We start from the raw sequence: 18248 nt of genomic DNA, 5'->3' as shown, positions 1-18248 counted from the left end.
TCAGGCTTCAGTTTCGCGGTTCCGGGTCGGGCGTCAAGGGCGCTCCTGCGTCGCGTCGGCTGCGCCGATTGCGCTTCGCTCCACCCTGGACACCCGCCCCTCCACCGCAAGTGCAGCTTTGAGGGGGGCGGCCCGGGGGAGGGGTCCCCGGAGGGGATCCGTGGGTGGGGGCGGTCCGTTGCCGACCGTCGGTCCGGTGGGTGGGGGCGCGGCAGTGGAGTGGGGCGGCCCGGCACCGGCTCAGCGGGCTGGTGTGGGTGGGTGGTTGGGACTCATGCCCCGCCGCCGGGGCCCGTTGTCGGGTGGCACCTGTTGGCTGGGGTGGACGAGCCCGCCACCCGTCCCCTATGTCCCAGTTTGGAAGGGGCTTTGGGGAGTCCTCCGGCGGGTGATGCGTCCTGAGGTCGGTTAAGTCGTCCCTACGACACATCACCGCCCCTGACCGGCCCACTCGGCGCCTCACCAGTCACAGCCACCCCATCAGCCGCGCTCCTGGGTGGCTCAGGGGCTGCGAGGGGCCTGTCCGGGGGGTGGGGTGCCCGCTAGGGTCGGCTCCGTGGATGGAGATGAGGATGCCCTTTTGGCAGAGCAGATCGCTTACTACCGGGCCCATGCGGGCGGGTACGACCGGCCTTATTCCGAGCGTGAGGATCTGCGGGGGCTGCTGGCTGCGGCTGACGATCTGCCGATCGTGGGTGATGTGCTGGAGTTGGCCTGCGGAACGGGTCAGTGGACCAAGGCGCTTGCCGGGCGGGCGCGTTCGGTGACCGCTGTCGACGCTTCGGACGAGACGCTGGGCGTCGCGCGTGCGCGGGTTGCCTCCCCGCACGTCCAGTTCATCCAGGCCGATCTGTTCTCCTGGCGGCCGCCGCGCCGCTACGACACCGTGTTCTTCGCCTTCTGGCTCTCCCACGTCCCGCCGTCCCGACTACGGGATTTTTGGGGCACGGTCGCCGCCGCGCTCGCGCCGAATGGTAAGGCGATCTTCGTTGACGATGGCCCCGCCGAGGCCGCGCGCGAAGAAGTTCTGGAGGAGCAGTCCGCCCCTGCGGTGCTGCGGCGCCTCGACGACGGCAGCCCGTATCGCGTCGTGAAGGTCTTCCACGACGCCGCCAAGCTCACTGGCGAGCTCGCCGCGCTGGGGTGGTCGGCCGATGTACGGCACGTGGGTGGCAGCTTCATCGTCGGCACCGCGGAACCCCCGGCCATGCGGCCTGCGCCGCGTTGATCCGTTCGAACCGGCCGGTAACAAGGAGCGGACCGCATTGCCGTGCGGACTGCGGCGTGCGGTTCGGGTGCAACCCCGTCAGTCTGGTACCGGGCCGTCAATGGCGCATCTCGGCGGCCCGGCCGCGGGACTTTGGCGTTCCTCGGCCAGCGGTACTGCTCTTTCTCCGCATCGGAGTGGTCTCTCTTCCCGCTCGGTTTTCGGCGGCTTTCCACCGTCAACGTGTGAAGTGTCCGAACATTTCTTCACAAGGAGAAAACTCATGCGTATTCGTACAGCAGTCGCCGCCGCCGCTCTCGCCGCTATGGCTGTCCTGGGCGGTGCGGGTGCCGCCTCAGCCGCGAGCTGGGAGCACGACGGACGGGGAGAGAGCTTTGACGTCTCGACCTGGATCAAGGAAAGCTTCAACACGGTTGTGATCTTCGGCGAGAAGTGACGCCGTTTTCTCACCGGCCCCCCGCGGGTTCACCGCGGGGGGCCGGGTGCGTTCGGACGGGAAAGCCGCGCTGTGCTCGGGTCAGAAGTCCCGTGGCCTGTACCTCCAGCAGTTCGCGGAGCGTCGCGGTGAAGTCCATCCGCATGACGGCCAGCGCGGGGTCGGCCTCGTAGGCGGCCAGCATCGCGGCCGAGGGCTGTGCGTGGGTCCAGACCGCGCCGGTCGACATGAAGGCGGCGGTGGCGTACTTCGTCGCGTCGTGTTCGTCCAACTCGGGTAGGTGCGCGCGGATCAGCCTGACCAGGACGGTGACGTTGGCCAGGGTGGCGCGCTTGTGCTCCGCGGCGACGCGCGGGGAGACGTTCCGTTCCAGCACCGCGGCCTGCGCGCTGATCAGGTCGCAGAGCACCGGGCGGGCCGCGAGTGTCCGCGCGAACGCGCCGGCGAGCTGGTCGCCGCGTTCGTACGGTCCGGTGGTCGCGTCGACCGCCGTGGTGAGGGCGCCGTCCAGCAGGTCCAGCCACTCCCGCAGCGCGGTGTCCAGCAGTTCGAGCAGGACGGCCTCGCGGGACTCGAAGTAGCGCAGCACGTTCGACTTCGCCAGACCGACCCGTCGGCTCAGCTCGTTGAGGCTCACCTGTGCCACGGGCATCTCGGTCAGCATCGCCGCCGCGGTGTCCAGGATCGCCTGCCGACGTACGGCGCGCTGCTCCTCGCTGCGGGCGCGCTGGAAGGGCGTTGTCATGGCCCCAGGCTACAGACCCCTGGTCTGTTGTTAGTAGACCGGCGGTCTGCTAGCGTCCATAACAACAGACCGACGGTCTAGTAGAAGGAGTCGCCATGTACGTCGTCCCCGACCGGAGCGGGAAGCTCGCCGTCGTCACCGGCGCCAACAGCGGGACCGGCAAGGAAGCGGCCCGGCGGCTCGCCGGCGCGGGGGCGCACGTCGTGATGGCCGTCCGTACGGTCGCCAAGGGCGAGCGGGCCCGCGCCGAGATCCTGGCCCAGCACCCGGACGCCCGACTGGAGGTGCGCCGGATCGATCTGGCCGATCTGGCCTCCGTCCAGGAGTTCGCCGACGGGCTCATCGCAGACGGCACCCCGCTCGATCTGCTGGTCAACAACGCCGGGGTGATGGCCCCGCCCACCCGGCTGACCACGGCCGACGGCTTCGAGCTCCAGCTGGGCAGCAACTACCTCGGCCCCTTCGCGCTGACCGTCCGGCTGCTTCCGCTGCTGCTCTCCGCCACCGCGCCGAGGGTGGCCACGATGAGCAGCGGGACGGCCAACTACGGCCGTATCCACTTCGAGGATCTTCAGTGGGAGCGCCGCCGCTACAGCCCCAACCTCTCCTACGCGCAGTCCAAGCTCGCCAACCTCATGATGACCCGGCAGCTCGCGGCCCTCGCCGCCGAGCGCGGCTGGCAGTTGCTGAGCACCGGCGCGCACCCCGGCTACACCCGCACGAACCTCCAGACGACGGGGCCGAGTCTCGGCACCGGCAAGCCGCCGCGCGGGCTGCTCACGTCCCTCACCTTCCTGCCCTCGCAGGACGTACAGCAGGGCGCGGAACCCCTGCTGTACGCGGCGGCCGATCCCGGTGCCGTCGCGGGTGGTTACTACGGTCCGGGCGGACGGTTCGGACTGGTCGGCCCCACGGCCACCGCCCGTATCACCCGCCGGGCCCTCGACTCCGCCGCCAACGCCCGTCTGTGGGCCGAGTCCGAGCGCCTTACCGGCGTCGCACTGCCCGCCCCCGCCGCCTGACAGGAGCGGGGCGACGCGTCCCGCGGCGAACTCCGGAGTGGGCCGTGGCGGCTGGAGCCGACGTAGTGGGAGAGGTTCCCGAGGGAGGCGTGGTTGCCCGAGACGTCTACGGTCCGGGAGCATGTGGCGACGGACCGTGGCCGCCGGACTGGGGGGACCCGCTCATGCCTGCTTTATCCGCGCGCCGGGACTTGGCCACTCGCGTGGTTGAGGGCCTTACCTCACCGTTGCTGAACGCGGTGATCGGGGTCATCGGAGTAGCGGTGCCGGTGGCGGCTTGGGTCAACGACACCGCCAGGGCGAAGAACGCCCTCTTCGCCGTGGAGACCGTGCTGGTACTTCTCCTGGTGGCCAACCATATGTGGTTGCGCAGCGCATACATCACGCTTCGGAGAGCCAACAGTCGTGAGATGGCCGACAGCCAGTACTTCGACCTTGTGCGTTCTCAGCTGGAGAGCGAACTCATCGCGGATTTCGGGGAGATCGCGGACGGGCATCTTCAGGTGTACGCGTCGGAGGTGCCCCGGCTTTCCGTGTTGTTGTACAGGGTCCTCATCGATGGCGGGTCCGAGCCCAAGCGGGTTCTCGCGGCCGACCTGACCACGAATCCGAACCTGCTCACCCAGCGGCGGGAGTATCTCGCCGTCAATCGCCGGCTCATCGAGGCGGGTGGCACGATCCAGCGGCTGTTCATCGCCTGGGCCACCGACCTGGCCCGTGAGGATTTCGCGAGGGCGCTGCTGCCGCTGATCAATCACCACCGGTCGCTCGGCGTGCAGTGCGGCATCGCGGTGCGTGACCGGTTCCGCGCGGATCAAGCCATCGACTTCGTCGTGGTCTCCGGGGCGGCGGTGCTGGTGGAGGAGGACCAGGGGGATGCCGATTACACGCGTGGCCGCTCCTCGGTGTACTTCAAACAGGTCGACCGCTGGACCGGCCGTTTCGAGTCGATCTGGGGACACGGCACGCTGTCCGCCCCGTTCATGCTTCAGTCCTACGAAGCCGTGGTCCGCCCGATGATCGATGCGGGGATCTGGGATGCCGCCCGGGTGCGGACGGCTGTGAACGAGCTGTGAGAACGGCGGTACCCGGCAGGTGGGCGCGACGTCAGTAGAATGGCTGCTACCAGCCGGTCTGCGGGGCCGGTGCGAGTCGGAAAGCGGTCCTCGTCAGCCATGCCACATCTCTCGATCGCCAAGACCCACGGGTCGCGTAACGACATCTTCGTGATTGACGGCTCCCCCGATGATCACTTCGCCGCTGCCGATCTGTCCCGTGCGGTGGAACGGCTGTGTGACCGGCGGACGGGCCTGGGCAGTGACGGTGTGTACTTCCTCGCTGATAACGGCGACGGGTCCGCCAAGGCGTGGTTCTTCAATCCGGACGGCTCGCCTGCTCTGCTGTGCGGTAACGGGATGCGCTGCGCCGGCCGGCTGCTGCTCGATCGATACGACACCGAATCCGCTGTCGTGCACACCGGCCCGTATAGTTTCACCGTCCGCAGGGCTGACGACACCCCGCAGGGTGTGGTTCAGGTCGCGGTTGAGCTGCCTCCCGTCGACTTCACCCCCGCCGCCCCCATCGTGGCCGATGTGCAGTGGCCGTTCGTGGGCCAGGTCCTCCCGGCGTTCCACGCCACCCGCGCCGTGTCGGCTCTGGCGGTGCCCAACTCGCACCTGGTCAGTATCGTCGGCGCCTACGACGAAGCGGAGTTGGTGGAGACGGGACGCAGGGTTGCCGACGCCCCCGATTCGTTTCCGATCGGTGCGAACGTCTCCTTCGTTCTGCCTTTGGACGACACGGAGGTATTCGTTCACACGTTCGAGCGTGGTGCCGGGCTGACCCCCTCCTGCGGCTCCGGCGTGGCGGCGTCGCGGGCGGTGTCCTCCAAGCTGGGCCTGGTCGATCCCGATGTCCGGCTGCGGGTCCGTAACCCCGGCGGCCCTGCGCGCACCTGGTTGCAGGAGAGCGGAGGTCAGTGGCAGCCCGTCCTGGAAGGCAACGCCACCGTGGTCTACCGCACCGAACTCGACCCGGCCGACCTCTTGGGCGACAGCCCGCTGGAGTTCACCGGTGAGACGTATCTTCCGGAGATCAACGCCTTCACCGCGCTGTTCGACGATAATCTCAAGGCGTTGCACGCAGCCGGAGTCAACCCGACCATGATTTAGGGCGTGTTGGAGAAGTCCTGGTCCCCGCACCAGCGCTTATCGCGCGGGGATGGCATCGGACTGTCGCCCATGGTGGATCACGGGGCGGGTGCGGGGTCATGAGGATGGGGCATGCTCACACCTTTAGGGATTATCGCGGCCGGAATCGCCTTGCGGCAGTTCGACCGATGGTGGTTCAGCCCGGCGCGGGGGCGTCAGTTCGCAGGATCATTGCGGGCCGTCATGGCCTTGCAGCGCAGCAGGGCCAATAACCTCACGCCGGTGCTCCTGCTGGTCGGGCACTGGCTGGAACTTGTCGGCTGGTGGCAACTGGCCGCACGCACGGGCCCCATCGGGTGGGGTGCCGTCGTTCTGGTCGCGTCGGTGAAGTTCCGGCATTTGCAGGAGGTCAGCCACTTCACGGTGCATGGAGTGCTCACCCGTGACGGCGCCCTGGGTATCGCGTTGACCGAGGCGATGGTGCACGCCCCGCTCGGCTTCGTACCCGTGCCGGTACGGCGCGACAAACACGTCCGTCAGCATCACCCCAGCGCCACAGTCGCCGGGGTGGACCCCAACCTCGCCGAACTCCACCGGGCGGGCCTGCGCCCCGAGGCCGGCTCCGGTCGATTCGCTGTGGCTGTGGTCTTCCCCCTGACCCTTGGCGGGCTGGCTGACACCTGTCGCGGCCTGGCCGTCAATCTGGATCCGCGCGGCGCCGGTTGGTCGCGCCTGTGCGTTTTCGCGGCCGTTCCGCTCGCTCTGGGGATTCTCCTCGGCTGGCCCGCCGCCGTGTTCGGCTTTCTCGTCCCGCGGCTCCTGTTCTACCCCCAACTGGCCTGGATGTCCCTGTTGGTTGAACACCGCTGGTTCGACGCCGAGCGGGCTACGGGCGGCCCTGCCGCCATCGAAGCCGCCCGCTGTCTGCGTCTGTATCCGCGCAATCGCGTCCTGGCTCTGCTGGCTCGTGGCACCTGGCTCCCATATGGAGATTTGTTCCACTATGCCCACTCGGTTCACCCAGCCGTGCGTTGGAACTATCTGCCTGCCCTGGAACGCGGCATCGGCACACCCGCGTACACCCCACGTGGCTTGTTGATCGGCAGCTCCACCGTGGTCGCCCACCACCGTCGCGCGCTCGCGGACGCGCGGGCGTCGGGCCGTACGGCAGGTGTCACGCAGCCTGCCGCGCGTGCCGACGGGTGACTTCCTCGGCGCGGAGACCGAAGCGGGGACGGGCCCCGGGGGCAGGCGGAGGCGGCCCGTCACGCGCGACACGTACCCGCATCCCCCCCCGAGCGGGATGCGGGTACGTGTCGTATGCGTATTCGTGCCGATATGTCAGAGGACGCGGACCGCGCCGCTCGGCGGGTCCCAGTCCAGGGACTTCTTCACCACACCGCTGCTGGGGTTCTGCGCGCCGATGAACTCGCCGCCGCCGGCGTAGATCGCCGTGTGGTACGCGCTGCCCGCGCCGCCCCAGTAGAGGATGTCTCCCGGCTGGAGGTTGCTCAGGGAGACCTGGGTGCCGGCGGTCGACTGGTCCTGCGAGACGCGCGGGAGGTCGACGCCGATCTGGCGGTAGGCGGCCTGGACCAGGGCGGAGCAGTCCCAGGCGTTGGGGCCCGTCGAGCCCATGATGTACGCGTCGCCGAGCTGGGCCTGGGCGAAGGCGAGCACGGACGCCGCGGAACCGGTGGCCCCCGAGGTGGTCTTCGAGGACGTGGAGACGACCGAGCCGGAGGAGGAGCCGGAGTTCGACGAGGAGGGCGCCGAAAGCGTGGTGCGCTCCGCGGCACGGGACGCGCGCTCGGCGGCGGCCTTGGCGCGGGCCTCTTCGGCCTTCTTCTTGGCCGCGGCCTCGGCCTTGCGCTCCGCCTCGGCCTTGGCCTTCTTGGCGGTCTTCGCGGCCGTGGCCGCCGCGGCGTCCTGCTGGGCGCGCAGGTCCAGGGAGTTCGCGACGCGCTGCGTGGCCTCGGCGGACCTCGTGAAGTCGCCGACGAGCCCGGAGGTGAGCGTGGGCATTTCTATGGTCTGGGTGGTCACCGGCTCGGCGTTCGCCGGTCCGGCGGCACCTGCGACCGCGATGGTGCTGAGGACGCCACCGGCAACTCCGCTACGGAGGACGACTTTCGACGCGCTGCGGCGGGGCTTCCGGTGGCTGGGTATGTGAGCGGTGTGGGACATGAGAACTACGGCTATCAGGTGGAACCTGGTTCCCGTCAAGCAAGGTGTGTTGCGCCACAGTTACGTTCGGAATCTGTGAATCCGCTTAGCCTCGGGTCTTATTGACGCCGTAACGGGCAAACCGGGCATGGGTGATCATGGCTGTGATCACGGTCTTTCTGATAAACGTCCGAATTGCCCGCCGCTTACCACCCCTTCACACTCATGGCCAAGCCCTCTTGTCTTGACGGTTGAGTGGAGTGGTACAGGTCACAGAGTGGTCACCGCTCGGCGGCCGGAACGATCACGGAGTCCGCTCGGGGTGATCTCGGGGTCTTCCCGTGCGCTCGGACGCTTCCCTGAGGACGCCCGCGGAGCTGTCCCGGTTGCTCGTGAATGCGCGCACGTGTCCACGTCGGTCCGCACTTCCCCCTCGCGCGAGTGACCATCGAGCCCTGTAGCACGGTATACTGTTTCATTGCAAATTTGCTTGTACGGTGCATCGCTTGATAGAGCAACGCGCCCCCGACCAGCGGAAACGAGCTCGGTTGTCACATCTGGTGACCGCTCGGCCGCTTCACGTATGAAGATCACCGCTCATCCGACTTCATGATCCTTCGTCGGGTGGTGGAGATCACAAGGCTGTTGCTGCACCCCGTGTCGCAGATCACAGACCACCGGGCATAAGATGCGGGGCAGTCGGGCTTGTGAACTGCCTCACATGTACGCGATCTTCAGTGATCGTGGCGGGGCGGCGAGGCGAACCGCCCGGTGCGATCCAACGGTCAAGGACGACTGGAAGGAGCTGAGGGGCGTGAATTCCTACGCACCCATCCTCGTGCTCGGCGCCCTCGGGGCTGGGTTTGCGATCTTCTCCGTGGTCATGGCCACGCTTATCGGCCCAAAGCGCTACAACCGGGCCAAACTTGAAGCGTACGAGTGTGGCATCGAACCCACGCCGACGCCGGCCGGAGGCGGCCGTTTTCCCATCAAGTACTACCTGACGGCGATGCTCTTCATCATCTTCGATATCGAGGTCGTCTTCCTTTACCCCTGGGCCGTCACCTTCGACGCCCTGGGGATTTTCGGGCTCGTGGAGATGCTGCTCTTCGTGCTCACCGTCTTCGTCGCCTACGCGTATGTGTGGCGGCGCGGCGGTCTGGAATGGGACTAAAGGGGCTGAGGGGCCACCAATGGGACTCGAAGAGAAGCTGCCGAGCGGCTTTCTGCTGACCACCGTCGAACAGGCCTCGGGCTGGGTGCGGAAATCATCCGTCTTCCCCGCGACCTTCGGCCTCGCGTGCTGCGCCATCGAGATGATGACGACCGGCGCGGGGCGGTACGACCTGGCGCGGTTCGGGATGGAGGTCTTCCGCGGTTCGCCGCGGCAGGCCGATCTGATGATCGTGGCCGGGCGGGTGAGCCAGAAGATGGCGCCGGTTCTGCGGCAGGTCTATGACCAGATGCCCAACCCCAAGTGGGTGATCTCCATGGGGGTTTGCGCATCATCGGGCGGAATGTTCAATAACTACGCGATTGTCCAGGGTGTGGATCATATTGTCCCTGTCGACATCTATTTGCCCGGCTGCCCACCGCGCCCCGAGATGCTGATGGACGCCATTCTCAAGCTCCACCAGAAGATCCAGAGCTCCAAGCTCGGGGTCAACGCGGAGGAAGCGGCCCGTGAGGCGGAGGAGGCGGCCCTCAAGGCGCTCCCGACGATCGAGATGAAGGGGCTGCTGCGGTGACCGGCGACCAGGGATCCGGAGAGCGGCCCTCCGGAAACAACGTTCCGTCCGCGCGCGAGGACACCGGCGAGCCCATCCGCGTACAGAAGGGCATGTTCGGCGCCAATAACGGCGGCGACACCTCCGGATACGGCGGGCTCGTCAGGACCGTGCTGCTGCCGGGCGCCTCCGCCCGGCCGTACGGCGGCCCCGGCGGGTCCTTCGACGAGATCGCCGACGAGCTCGAAGGCGCGCTGGAGGAGCAGGGGCTCCTCCCGGAGAACGCCATCGAGAAGACGGTCGTCGACCGCGCCGAACTCACCTTCCACATCGCCCGTGAGTATCTCGTCCAGGTGGCGCGCACCCTGCGCGACGACCCGGCGCTGCGCTTCGAACTCTGTACGGGGGTGTCGGGCGTCCACTACCCCGGTGACAAGGGCCGCGAGCTGCACGCCGTCTACCATCTGCGCTCGCTCACGCACGGCCGGCTGATCCGTGTCGAGGTCTCCGCGCCGGACGCCGACCCGCATGTGCCGTCCCTGGTCGAGATCTATCCGACCAACGACTGGCACGAGCGCGAGACGTACGACTTCTTCGGGCTGATCTTCGACGGCCACCCCGCCCTGACCCGGATCATGATGCCGGACGACTGGCAGGGCTTCCCGCAGCGCAAGGACTATCCGCTCGGCGGGATCGCCGTCGAGTACAAGGGCGCCCAGATCCCGGCTCCGGACCAGCGGAGGTCGTACTCCTGATGTCTGCACCCCACGCACCCCACACCCCGCACGCCACGCCCCGCGCGACCACCGAGGGCACCGTATATACGGTCACCGGTGGCGACTGGGACGAGGTCGTCCAGTCCGCCGCCAAGGCCGACGACGAGCGGATCGTCGTCAACATGGGTCCCCAGCACCCCTCCACCCACGGAGTGCTGCGGCTGATCCTGGAGATCGAGGGCGAGACCGTCACCGAGGCCCGCTGCGGCATCGGCTATCTGCACACCGGTATCGAGAAGAACCTCGAATTCCGCAACTGGACGCAGGGCACCACCTTCGTCACGCGCATGGATTACCTGACGTCGTTCTTCAACGAGACGGCGTACTGCCTGGGCGTGGAGAAGCTGCTCGGCATCGAGGACGACATCCCGGACCGGGCCACGCTCATCCGCGTCCTGCTGATGGAGCTGAACCGGCTCTCCTCGCACCTCGTCTGTATCGCCACCGGCGGTATGGAGCTGGGCGCGACGACGATCATGATCTACGGCTTCCGTGATCGTGAACTGATTCTCGATGCCTACGAGCTGATCACCGGCCTGCGGATGAACCACGCGTTCATCCGCCCCGGCGGACTCGCCCAGGATCTGCCCCCGGGCGCCGTCGACCATCTGCGCGAGCTGCTGAAGACGCTGCGGAAGAACCTGCCGGAGTACGACAAGCTCGCCACCGGCAACCCGATCTTCAAGGCCCGGATGCAGGACGTCGGCTATCTCGATCTGACCGGCTGCATGGCGCTGGGCGCCACAGGACCGATCCTGCGCTCCGCCGGGCTCCCGCACGATCTGCGCAGGAGCGACCCGTACTGCGGTTACGAGACCTTCGAGTTCGAGGTCCCGACCGCCGACAGCTGCGACGCGTACGGCCGCTTCCTCATCCGCCTGGAGGAGATGCGCCAGTCGCTGCGGATCGTCGAACAGTGCCTGGACCGGCTGGAGCCCGGCCCGGTGATGGTCGCCGACAAGAAGATCGCCTGGCCCGCGCAGCTCGCGCTCGGCCCCGACGGTCTGGGCAACTCGCTCGACCACATCAAGAACATCATGGGCACGTCCATGGAGGCTCTGATCCATCACTTCAAGCTGGTGACGGAGGGCTTCCGGGTCCCGCCGGGACAGGCGTACGCGGCCGTGGAGTCGCCCAAGGGCGAACTCGGCGCGCATGTCGTCTCCGACGGGGGCACCCGCCCGTACCGGGTCCACTTCCGCGACCCGTCCTTCACCAATCTCCAGGCCATGGCGGCGATGTGCGAGGGCGGCCAGGTCGCCGACGTCATCGTCGCCGTCGCGTCCATCGACCCCGTGATGGGAGGTGTCGACCGGTGACCACCACACCGCCCAACGCAGAGGTGAGCCTGGGGATGCCACAGCTCCCCGCTCCCGACTACCCGGCCGATGTACGCGCCAGGCTGGCAGCGGACGCCAAGGAGATCATCGGCCGCTACCCCGGCTCCCGGTCCGCGCTGCTCCCCCTGCTGCACCTCGTGCAGTCCGAGGAGGGGTTCGTCTCCCGTACGGGGATGGCCTTCTGCGCGGAACTGCTCGAACTGACCACCGCCGAGGTCACGGCCGTCGCGACCTTCTACTCCATGTACCGCCGCAAGCCGGGCGGCGACTACCAGGTCGGCGTCTGCACCAACACGCTCTGCGCGGTGATGGGCGGCGACGCCATCTTCGACGAGCTCAAGGAGCACCTGGGCGTCGGCAACAACGAGACGACCGAGGACGGCAAGGTCACCCTCGAACACATCGAGTGCAACGCGGCCTGCGACTTCGCGCCCGTCGTGATGGTGAACTGGGAGTTCTTCGACAACCAGACGCCGGACAGCGCCAAGCGGCTCGTCGACGACCTGCGCGAGGGGCAGACCGTCCAGCCCACCCGCGGCGCCCCCCTGTGCACGTACAAGGAGACCGCGCGCATCCTCGCCGGCTTCCCCGACGAGCGCCCCGGCGCCGTCGAGGCCACCGGCGGCGCCGGACCCGCGTCGCTGGCCGGCCTGCGGCTCGCCAAGGGCGAGGCACCCCAGCGGGTGGTACGGCCCCGGGACGGCGCGCATCCGCAGAACGAATCGCAGCCGGGCGCAGCCGAGGAGGGGGAGTGATGACGATGGCCGCCGCGCTCAACGAGAACGGGACCAGCCCCGAGAAGATCCTCGCGCCCGTCCTGTCCGCCTTCTGGGACCAGCCGGAGTCCTGGACGCTGGAGACCTACGAGCGGCACGAAGGGTACGAGGGGCTGAAGAAGGCCCTCGCGATGCCGCCCGACGACGTCATCGCGTACGTCAAGGACTCGGGCCTGCGCGGCCGCGGCGGCGCGGGCTTCCCCACCGGGATGAAGTGGCAGTTCATCCCGCAGGGCGACGGCAAGCCGCACTATCTCGTCGTCAACGCGGACGAGTCGGAGCCGGGCACCTGCAAGGACATCCCGCTTCTCTTCGCCAATCCGCACTCCCTCATCGAGGGGATCGTGATCGCCTGCTACGCGATCCGCTCGCAGCACGCGTTCATCTATCTGCGCGGCGAGGTCGTCCCCGTACTGCGCAGGGTGCACGAAGCGGTGCGCGAGGCCTACGCGGCGGGGTATCTCGGCAAGAACATCCTGGGCAGCGGGCTCGATCTCGATGTCATCGTGCACGCGGGCGCGGGCGCGTACATCTGCGGTGAGGAGACCGCGCTGCTCGACTCCCTGGAGGGCCGTCGCGGACAGCCCCGGCTGCGTCCTCCCTTCCCGGCGGTGGCGGGCCTCTACGCCTGCCCCACTGTGGTGAACAACGTCGAGTCCATCGCGTCCGTTCCCGCGATCCTCAACCGCGGCAAGGACTGGTTCAAGTCGATGGGCAGCGAGAAGTCCCCGGGCTTCACGCTCTACTCGCTCAGCGGCCATGTCACCACCCCGGGCCAGTACGAGGCCCCGCTCGGCGTCACCCTGCGCCAGCTGCTCGACATGAGCGGCGGCATGCGGGCGGGCCACCGGCTCAAGTTCTGGACACCGGGCGGCTCTTCGACCCCGATGTTCACCGACGAGCACCTCGATGTCCCGCTGGACTACGAGGGGGTGGGCGCCGCCGGCTCCATGCTCGGCACGAAGGCGCTCCAGTGCTTCGACGAGACCACCTGCGTCGTCCGGGCCGTCACCCGCTGGACCGAGTTCTACGCCCATGAGTCCTGCGGCAAGTGCACGCCGTGCCGCGAAGGCACGTACTGGCTGGTGCAGTTGCTCCGCGACATCGAGGACGGCAAGGGACAGCTGTCCGATCTCGACAAGCTCAACGACATCGCCGACAACATCAACGGCAAGTCCTTCTGCGCGCTCGGCGACGGCGCCGCGTCCCCGATCTTCTCCTCGCTGAAGTACTTCCGCGAGGAGTACGAGCAGCACATCACCGGCAAGGGCTGCCCCTTCGACCCCGCGAAGTCCGCCGTCTGGGCAGACCGGAACCCGCACCTGGAGGTGAACGCATGACCGTGACGACGAGCGCTCCCTCCGGCGGCGGCGAGCCGGCGGTCCCGCCCGAGGACCTTGTCTCGCTGACCATCGACGGCATCGAGATCTCCGTCCCCAAGGGGACCCTGGTCATCCGCGCCGCCGAACTCCTCGGCATCGAGATCCCGCGCTTCTGCGACCATCCGCTCCTCGACCCGGCAGGCGCCTGCCGCCAGTGCATCGTCGAGGTGGAGGGCCAGCGCAAGCCGATGGCCTCCTGCACCATCACCTGCACCGACGGCATGGTCGTCAAGTCGCAGCTGACCTCCCCGGTCGCCGAGAAGGCCCAGCGCGGGGTGATGGAGCTGCTGCTCATCAACCACCCGCTGGACTGCCCGGTCTGCGACAAGGGCGGCGAGTGCCCGCTCCAGAACCAGGCCATGCAGGTCGGCGAACCGGACACCCGCTTCGAGGGCAAGAAGCGCACGTTCCAGAAGCCCGTCCCGATCTCCACACAGGTGCTGCTCGACCGTGAGCGGTGTGTGCTGTGCGCGCGCTGTACGCGGTTCTCCAACCAGATCGCGGGCGACCCGATGATCGAGCTGATCGAGCGGGGCGCGCTCCAGCAGGTCGGCACCGGCGAGGGCGACCCGTTCGAGTCGTACTTCTCCGGCAACACCATCCAGATCTGCCCGGTCGGGGCGCTGACCTCGGCCGCGTACCGCTTCCGCTCCCGCCCCTTCGACCTGGTGTCCTCGCCGAGCGTCTGCGAGCACTGCGCGGGCGGCTGTGCCACCCGCACCGATCACCGGCGCGGCAAGGTCATGCGGCGGCTGGCCGCCAACGACCCCGAGGTCAACGAGGAGTGGCTGTGCGACAAGGGGCGGTTCGGCTTCCGCTACGCGCAGAAGCCCGACCGGCTCACCACCCCGCTCGTACGCAACGAGGACGGCGTCCTCGAACCGGCGAGCTGGCCCGAGGCGCTGGAGGCCGCGGCCCGCGGGCTGAGCGCCGCGCGCGGCCGGGCGGGGGTCCTCGCGGGCGGCCGGCTCACCGTTGAGGACGCCTACGCCTACGCCAAGTTCGCCCGGGTCGTCCTCGACACGAACGACATCGACTTCCGCGCGCGCGTGCACAGCACCGAGGAAGCCGACTTCCTGGCCGCCCATGTCGCGGGCCACGGCCGTGACCTGGACGGTACGGGGCTCACGTACACCACGCTGGAGAAGGCTCCGGCCGTGCTGCTCGCGGGCTTCGAGTCCGAGGAGGAGGCGCCCGGCGTCTTCCTGCGGCTGCGCAAGGCGCACCGCAACCACGGCCAGCGCACATTCTCGCTCGCCACCTACGCCACCCGCGGCCTGGAGAAGGCAGGCGGCACGCTGCTGCCGGCCGCGCCGGGCACCGAGACCGAGTGGCTGGACGCGCTGGCGGCCAACCCGGTCAGCGCCGGACTCGAAGGGGACGGTGAACGGGCCTCCCAGGCGCTGCGCGAGCCGGGCGCCGTGATCGTCGTCGGCGAGCGGCTGGCGGCCGTACCGGGCGGGCTCACCGCCGCCGCGCGGGCCGCCACCGCGACCGGCGCGAAGCTGGTGTGGATCCCCAGGCGGGCCGGTGAGCGCGGCGCGGTGGAGGCGGGCGCGCTCCCGTCGCTGCTGCCCGGCGGCCGTCCCGCCACCGACCCGCGGGCCCGTGAGGAGACCGCGGCGGTCTGGGGCGTACCCGAACTGCCGCGCCAGTACGGCCGCGACACCGGCCGGATCATCGAGGCCGCCGCCACCGGCGAGCTGACCGCCCTGGTCGTCGCGGGTGTCGAGGTCGCGGATCTGCCGGACCCGGCGGGCGCGCGGGCCGCGCTGGACGCCGTCGGCTTCCTCGTCTCGCTGGAGCTGCGGCCCAGCGAGGTCACCGAGCGGGCCGATGTGGTCTTCCCGGTGGCCGCCGTCGCGGAGAAGTCCGGCACGTTCCTCAACTGGGAAGGCAGGGCGCGGCTGTTCGAGGCCGCGCTGAAGCCGGAGCAGATGACCCGGCGGCTGGCACCGACCGACGCGCGCGTGCTGCACATGCTGGCCGACACGCTCGCCGCCACCTCGGACGCCGACGGGCTCGGCGACTTCGGACTGCCGGACCTGAGGGCCGTACGCACCGAGCTGGACCGGCTCGGCCGCTGGGAGGGACCGCGCGCCACCGAGCCGCTGGAAACGTCCCGTCCGGTGCCCAGGCCCGGCGAGGGCGAAGCCGTCCTCGCGGGCCACCGGCTCCTGCTCGACCTCGGCCTTCTCCAGCAGGGCGACGACGCGCTGGCCGGCACCCGGCACGCGGCGGTCGCCCGGCTCTCCGCCACGACGGCCGCCGAGACCGGCGTCAAGAACGGCGACGAGCTGTCCGTCACCGGCCCTTCGGGCACGGTCACGCTCCCGCTCCAGGTCACGGAGATGCCGGACCGGGTGGTCTGGCTGCCGTTCAACTCGACGGGCGGCGGGGTCCTCGCGGACACCGGCTCCCGGCCCGGCACGCTCGTCCGTATCGGCCCGGCCGAGCCCCGCGACGCGGCCACGGAAGCACCGGAGGTGCGCGCATGACCGCCCTCGCCCAACTCGCGACGGCCCCGGGGACCGTTCTCGCCGCCGAGGACCTGTCGATGTTCGGCCGCGACCCGTGGTGGCTCGTGGTCGTCAAGGCGGTGTTCTGCTTCGCGTTCCTGCTGCTGACCGTGCTCTTCGCCATCGTGTGGGAGCGCAAGGTCGTCGCCTGGATGCAGCTGCGCATCGGTCCCAACCGGCACGGCCCCTGGGGCATGCTCCAGTCGCTCGCCGACGGCGCCAAGCTGATGTTCAAGGAAGACATCATCGTCAAGCGCGCGGACAAGGTGGTCTATGTCCTCGCGCCGATCATCGCGGCGGTGCCGGCGTTCATGGCGATCGCCGTGATCCCGTTCGGACCGGCCGGCAACGAGGTCTCGATCTTCGGCCACCGCACCACGATGCAGCTGACCGACCTGCCGATCGCGATGCTCTACATCCTCGCGGTCGCCTCGGTCGGGATCTACGGCATCGTCCTCGCGGGCTGGTCCTCGGGATCGACGTATCCGCTGCTCGGCGGGTTGCGCTCGTGCGCGCAGATGATCTCGTACGAGATCGCCATGGGCGCCGCGTTCGCGTCGGTGTTCCTCTACTCGGGGTCGATGTCGACCTCGGCGATCGTCGAGGCCCAGGCCGACCGCTGGTACATCATCCTGCTGCCGGTCTCCTTCATCATCTACATCGTCACGATGGTGGGCGAGACCAACCGCGCCCCCTTCGACATGCCGGAGTCCGAGGGCGACCTCGTCGGCGGCTTCAACACCGAGTACTCCTCGATCAAGTTCGCGATGTTCATGCTCGCCGAGTACATCAACATGGTCACCGTCTCGGCCGTCGCGACCACGCTCTTCCTCGGCGGCTGGCGCGCCCCGTGGCCGATCTCCACCTTCTGGGAGGGCGCGAACCACGGCTGGTGGCCGCTGCTCTGGTTCGTCGTCAAGGTCCAGCTGCTGCTGTTCTTCTTCATCTGGCTGCGCGGCACGCTGCCGCGTGTGCGCTACGACCAGCTGATGAAGCTCGGCTGGAAGGTCCTGATCCCGGTCTCGGTGGTCTGGCTGATGGTCGTCGCGACCGTACGGGCCCTGCGCAACGAGAACTACGGCTTCCAGTCGATCGTGCTGTACGTCCTCGGGGCGGTCATCACGATCCTGCTGCTCTCCTTCGTCGTGGACATCTTCCGCGACAGGAAGGAGAAGGCCGCGGCGGCGAACGAACCGGAGCCCCCGGCCTTCGACCCGATGGCGGGCGGATTCCCCGTACCGCCGCTGCCCGGACAGGAGTTGCCGCCCGTACCGCGCAGGCGGCCACGACGTGACCGCGAGCTGATTGTCAGTGGTGGGGTCAATACTGTGAGTGACGGTACCGAGAGTGACGGAAAGGAGGCTGACAGTGTCTGAATCTTCGCCGGGGGACATCCCGCGTCCCCCCCGGAATCCGGTGGCCGGCTTCGGCGTGACCTTCAAGGCCATGTTCAAGAAGCGGCTGACCGAGCAGTACCCGGAACAGCAGAAGGAGACGGCGCCGCGCTTCCACGGCCGGCATCAGCTGAACCGGCATCCGGACGGGCTGGAGAAGTGCATCGGCTGCGAGTTGTGCGCCTGGGCGTGCCCGGCGGACGCGATCTATGTGGAGGGCGCGGACAACACGGACGAGGAGCGCTACTCCCCGGGGGAGCGCTACGGCCGCGTCTACCAGATCAACTACGCGCGCTGCATCCTGTGCGGTCTGTGTATCGAGGCCTGCCCGACCAGGGCGCTCACGATGACCAATGACTTCGAGCTGGCCGACAGCTCCCGCGAGAACCTGATCTATACGAAGGAGCAGCTTCTCGCGGGCCTTCAGGAAGGCATGGTCGAGACGCCGCACTCGATCTTCCCGGGCACCGACGAACAGGACTACTACCGGGGGCTGGTCACCGAGGCCGCGCCGGGTACGGTCCGGCAGGTCGCGGTGAGCAAGGGCGAGAAGCCGACGGACGAGGAGGTCGGTGCATGAGCCTGCT

Annotated in this window: 17 protein-coding genes; 15 read left to right on the top strand and 2 right to left on the bottom strand. The window is 68.7% G+C overall.

The window, feature by feature from the left end; all coding sequences use genetic code 11:
* Nucleotides 1-580 precede the first annotated feature (580 nt).
* On the top strand, nt 581-1228 hold the full coding sequence (locus ACFRMN_RS04020; protein ID WP_383012770.1) for a class I SAM-dependent methyltransferase: 648 nt from the start codon (nt 581-583) through the stop codon (nt 1226-1228).
* 262 nt (nt 1229-1490) lie between these two features.
* The gene (locus ACFRMN_RS04015; RefSeq protein ID WP_383012767.1) at nt 1491-1664 is read left to right on the top strand and encodes a hypothetical protein; all 174 of its coding nucleotides are present in this window, start codon (nt 1491-1493) and stop codon (nt 1662-1664) included.
* Between the two features lie 10 nt (nt 1665-1674).
* On the opposite strand, the gene ACFRMN_RS04010 is transcribed toward ACFRMN_RS04015, so the two are convergent.
* Nucleotides 1675-2409 (bottom strand): TetR family transcriptional regulator, encoded by a 735-nt coding sequence (locus ACFRMN_RS04010; protein ID WP_383012764.1) that lies wholly within the window; start codon nt 2407-2409, stop codon nt 1675-1677.
* Between the two features lie 95 nt (nt 2410-2504).
* Here ACFRMN_RS04010 and ACFRMN_RS04005 point away from each other — a divergent pair, with 95 nt between their 5' ends.
* The 4 genes from ACFRMN_RS04005 to ACFRMN_RS03990 all read left to right on the top strand — a co-directional run bounded on the left by ACFRMN_RS04005 (nt 2505) and on the right by ACFRMN_RS03990 (nt 6787).
* Nucleotides 2505-3431: an SDR family oxidoreductase gene (locus ACFRMN_RS04005; protein WP_383012762.1), complete on the top strand. Its 927-nt coding sequence runs from the start codon at nt 2505-2507 to the stop codon at nt 3429-3431.
* Between the two features lie 320 nt (nt 3432-3751).
* Nucleotides 3752-4507: a hypothetical protein gene (locus ACFRMN_RS04000; RefSeq protein ID WP_383012759.1), complete on the top strand. Its 756-nt coding sequence runs from the start codon at nt 3752-3754 to the stop codon at nt 4505-4507.
* 99 nt (nt 4508-4606) lie between these two features.
* Nucleotides 4607-5602, top strand: a complete 996-nt coding sequence (dapF, locus tag ACFRMN_RS03995; protein WP_383012756.1) for a diaminopimelate epimerase — start codon at nt 4607-4609, stop codon at nt 5600-5602.
* A gap of 222 nt (nt 5603-5824) precedes the next feature.
* Nucleotides 5825-6787 carry a fatty acid desaturase gene (locus ACFRMN_RS03990; protein WP_383012753.1) on the top strand — a complete coding sequence of 321 codons (963 nt, stop codon included), beginning with the start codon at nt 5825-5827 and terminating at the stop codon, nt 6785-6787.
* Nucleotides 6788-6922: 135 nt separating this feature from the next.
* On the opposite strand, the gene ACFRMN_RS03985 is transcribed toward ACFRMN_RS03990, so the two are convergent.
* Nucleotides 6923-7768 carry a C40 family peptidase gene (locus ACFRMN_RS03985; RefSeq protein ID WP_383012750.1) on the bottom strand — a complete coding sequence of 282 codons (846 nt, stop codon included), beginning with the start codon at nt 7766-7768 and terminating at the stop codon, nt 6923-6925.
* Nucleotides 7769-8561: 793 nt separating this feature from the next.
* On the opposite strand from ACFRMN_RS03985, the gene ACFRMN_RS03980 reads away from it, so the two are divergent.
* Genes ACFRMN_RS03980 through nuoI form a run of 9 tightly spaced genes read left to right on the top strand, consistent with a single transcriptional unit; the run spans nt 8562 to nt 18241 of the window.
* Nucleotides 8562-8921, top strand: coding sequence for an NADH-quinone oxidoreductase subunit A (locus tag ACFRMN_RS03980; protein ID WP_383013050.1), 360 nt, complete (start codon nt 8562-8564; stop codon nt 8919-8921).
* Between the two features lie 19 nt (nt 8922-8940).
* Entirely contained in the window at nt 8941-9495 is a 555-nt protein-coding gene (locus tag ACFRMN_RS03975; protein WP_046505025.1) for an NADH-quinone oxidoreductase subunit B family protein, read from the top strand.
* Nucleotides 9492-10229 carry an NADH-quinone oxidoreductase subunit C gene (locus ACFRMN_RS03970; protein WP_383012748.1) on the top strand — a complete coding sequence of 246 codons (738 nt, stop codon included), beginning with the start codon at nt 9492-9494 and terminating at the stop codon, nt 10227-10229. Before ACFRMN_RS03975 ends, ACFRMN_RS03970 begins: the two co-directional genes overlap by 4 nt.
* Nucleotides 10229-11569: an NADH-quinone oxidoreductase subunit D gene (locus tag ACFRMN_RS03965; RefSeq protein ID WP_383012745.1), complete on the top strand. Its 1341-nt coding sequence runs from the start codon at nt 10229-10231 to the stop codon at nt 11567-11569. Before ACFRMN_RS03970 ends, ACFRMN_RS03965 begins: the two co-directional genes overlap by 1 nt.
* A gap of 35 nt (nt 11570-11604) precedes the next feature.
* Complete coding sequence (gene nuoE / locus ACFRMN_RS03960) at nt 11605-12345, top strand: NADH-quinone oxidoreductase subunit NuoE (protein WP_383013047.1); 741 nt, start codon at nt 11605-11607, stop codon at nt 12343-12345.
* Nucleotides 12345-13706, top strand: a complete 1362-nt coding sequence (nuoF, locus tag ACFRMN_RS03955) for an NADH-quinone oxidoreductase subunit NuoF (protein ID WP_383012742.1) — start codon at nt 12345-12347, stop codon at nt 13704-13706. The genes nuoE and nuoF overlap by 1 nt, the downstream gene beginning before the upstream one ends.
* Nucleotides 13703-16246, top strand: a complete 2544-nt coding sequence (locus tag ACFRMN_RS03950; protein ID WP_383012739.1) for an NADH-quinone oxidoreductase subunit G — start codon at nt 13703-13705, stop codon at nt 16244-16246. Before nuoF ends, ACFRMN_RS03950 begins: the two co-directional genes overlap by 4 nt.
* Complete coding sequence (nuoH, locus tag ACFRMN_RS03945) at nt 16243-17643, top strand: NADH-quinone oxidoreductase subunit NuoH (RefSeq protein ID WP_383012736.1); 1401 nt, start codon at nt 16243-16245, stop codon at nt 17641-17643. Before ACFRMN_RS03950 ends, nuoH begins: the two co-directional genes overlap by 4 nt.
* Nucleotides 17636-18241, top strand: coding sequence for an NADH-quinone oxidoreductase subunit NuoI (gene nuoI / locus ACFRMN_RS03940; RefSeq protein ID WP_383012733.1), 606 nt, complete (start codon nt 17636-17638; stop codon nt 18239-18241). Before nuoH ends, nuoI begins: the two co-directional genes overlap by 8 nt.
* Nucleotides 18242-18248 lie beyond the last annotated feature (7 nt).

The organism is Streptomyces sp. NPDC056835 (assembly GCF_042789485.1).
Classification (GTDB): Bacteria; Actinomycetota; Actinomycetes; order Streptomycetales; family Streptomycetaceae; genus Streptomyces.
The sequence above is the reverse complement of the archived record's forward strand: the minus strand, read 5'-3'. Positions and strand labels throughout refer to the sequence as shown.

Bases quoted from the DNA above. Each gene is read 5' to 3' on its own strand.
- ACFRMN_RS04015 (WP_383012767.1), top strand. From the start codon at position 1,491: ATGCGTATTCGTACAGCAGTCGCCGCCGCCGCTCTCGCCGCTATGGCT.
- ACFRMN_RS04010 (WP_383012764.1), bottom strand. From the start codon at position 2,409: ATGACAACGCCCTTCCAGCGCGCCCGCAGCGAGGAGCAGCGCGCCGTA.
- ACFRMN_RS04005 (WP_383012762.1), top strand. From the start codon at position 2,505: ATGTACGTCGTCCCCGACCGGAGCGGGAAGCTCGCCGTCGTCACCGGC.
- dapF (WP_383012756.1), top strand. From the start codon at position 4,607: ATGCCACATCTCTCGATCGCCAAGACCCACGGGTCGCGTAACGACATC.
- ACFRMN_RS03990 (WP_383012753.1), top strand. From the start codon at position 5,825: ATGGCCTTGCAGCGCAGCAGGGCCAATAACCTCACGCCGGTGCTCCTG.
- ACFRMN_RS03985 (WP_383012750.1), bottom strand. From the start codon at position 7,768: ATGTCCCACACCGCTCACATACCCAGCCACCGGAAGCCCCGCCGCAGC.
- ACFRMN_RS03975 (WP_046505025.1), top strand. From the start codon at position 8,941: ATGGGACTCGAAGAGAAGCTGCCGAGCGGCTTTCTGCTGACCACCGTC.
- ACFRMN_RS03965 (WP_383012745.1), top strand. From the start codon at position 10,229: ATGTCTGCACCCCACGCACCCCACACCCCGCACGCCACGCCCCGCGCG.
- nuoE (WP_383013047.1), top strand. From the start codon at position 11,605: ATGCCACAGCTCCCCGCTCCCGACTACCCGGCCGATGTACGCGCCAGG.
- nuoF (WP_383012742.1), top strand. From the start codon at position 12,345: ATGACGATGGCCGCCGCGCTCAACGAGAACGGGACCAGCCCCGAGAAG.
- ACFRMN_RS03950 (WP_383012739.1), top strand. From the start codon at position 13,703: ATGACCGTGACGACGAGCGCTCCCTCCGGCGGCGGCGAGCCGGCGGTC.
- nuoH (WP_383012736.1), top strand. From the start codon at position 16,243: ATGACCGCCCTCGCCCAACTCGCGACGGCCCCGGGGACCGTTCTCGCC.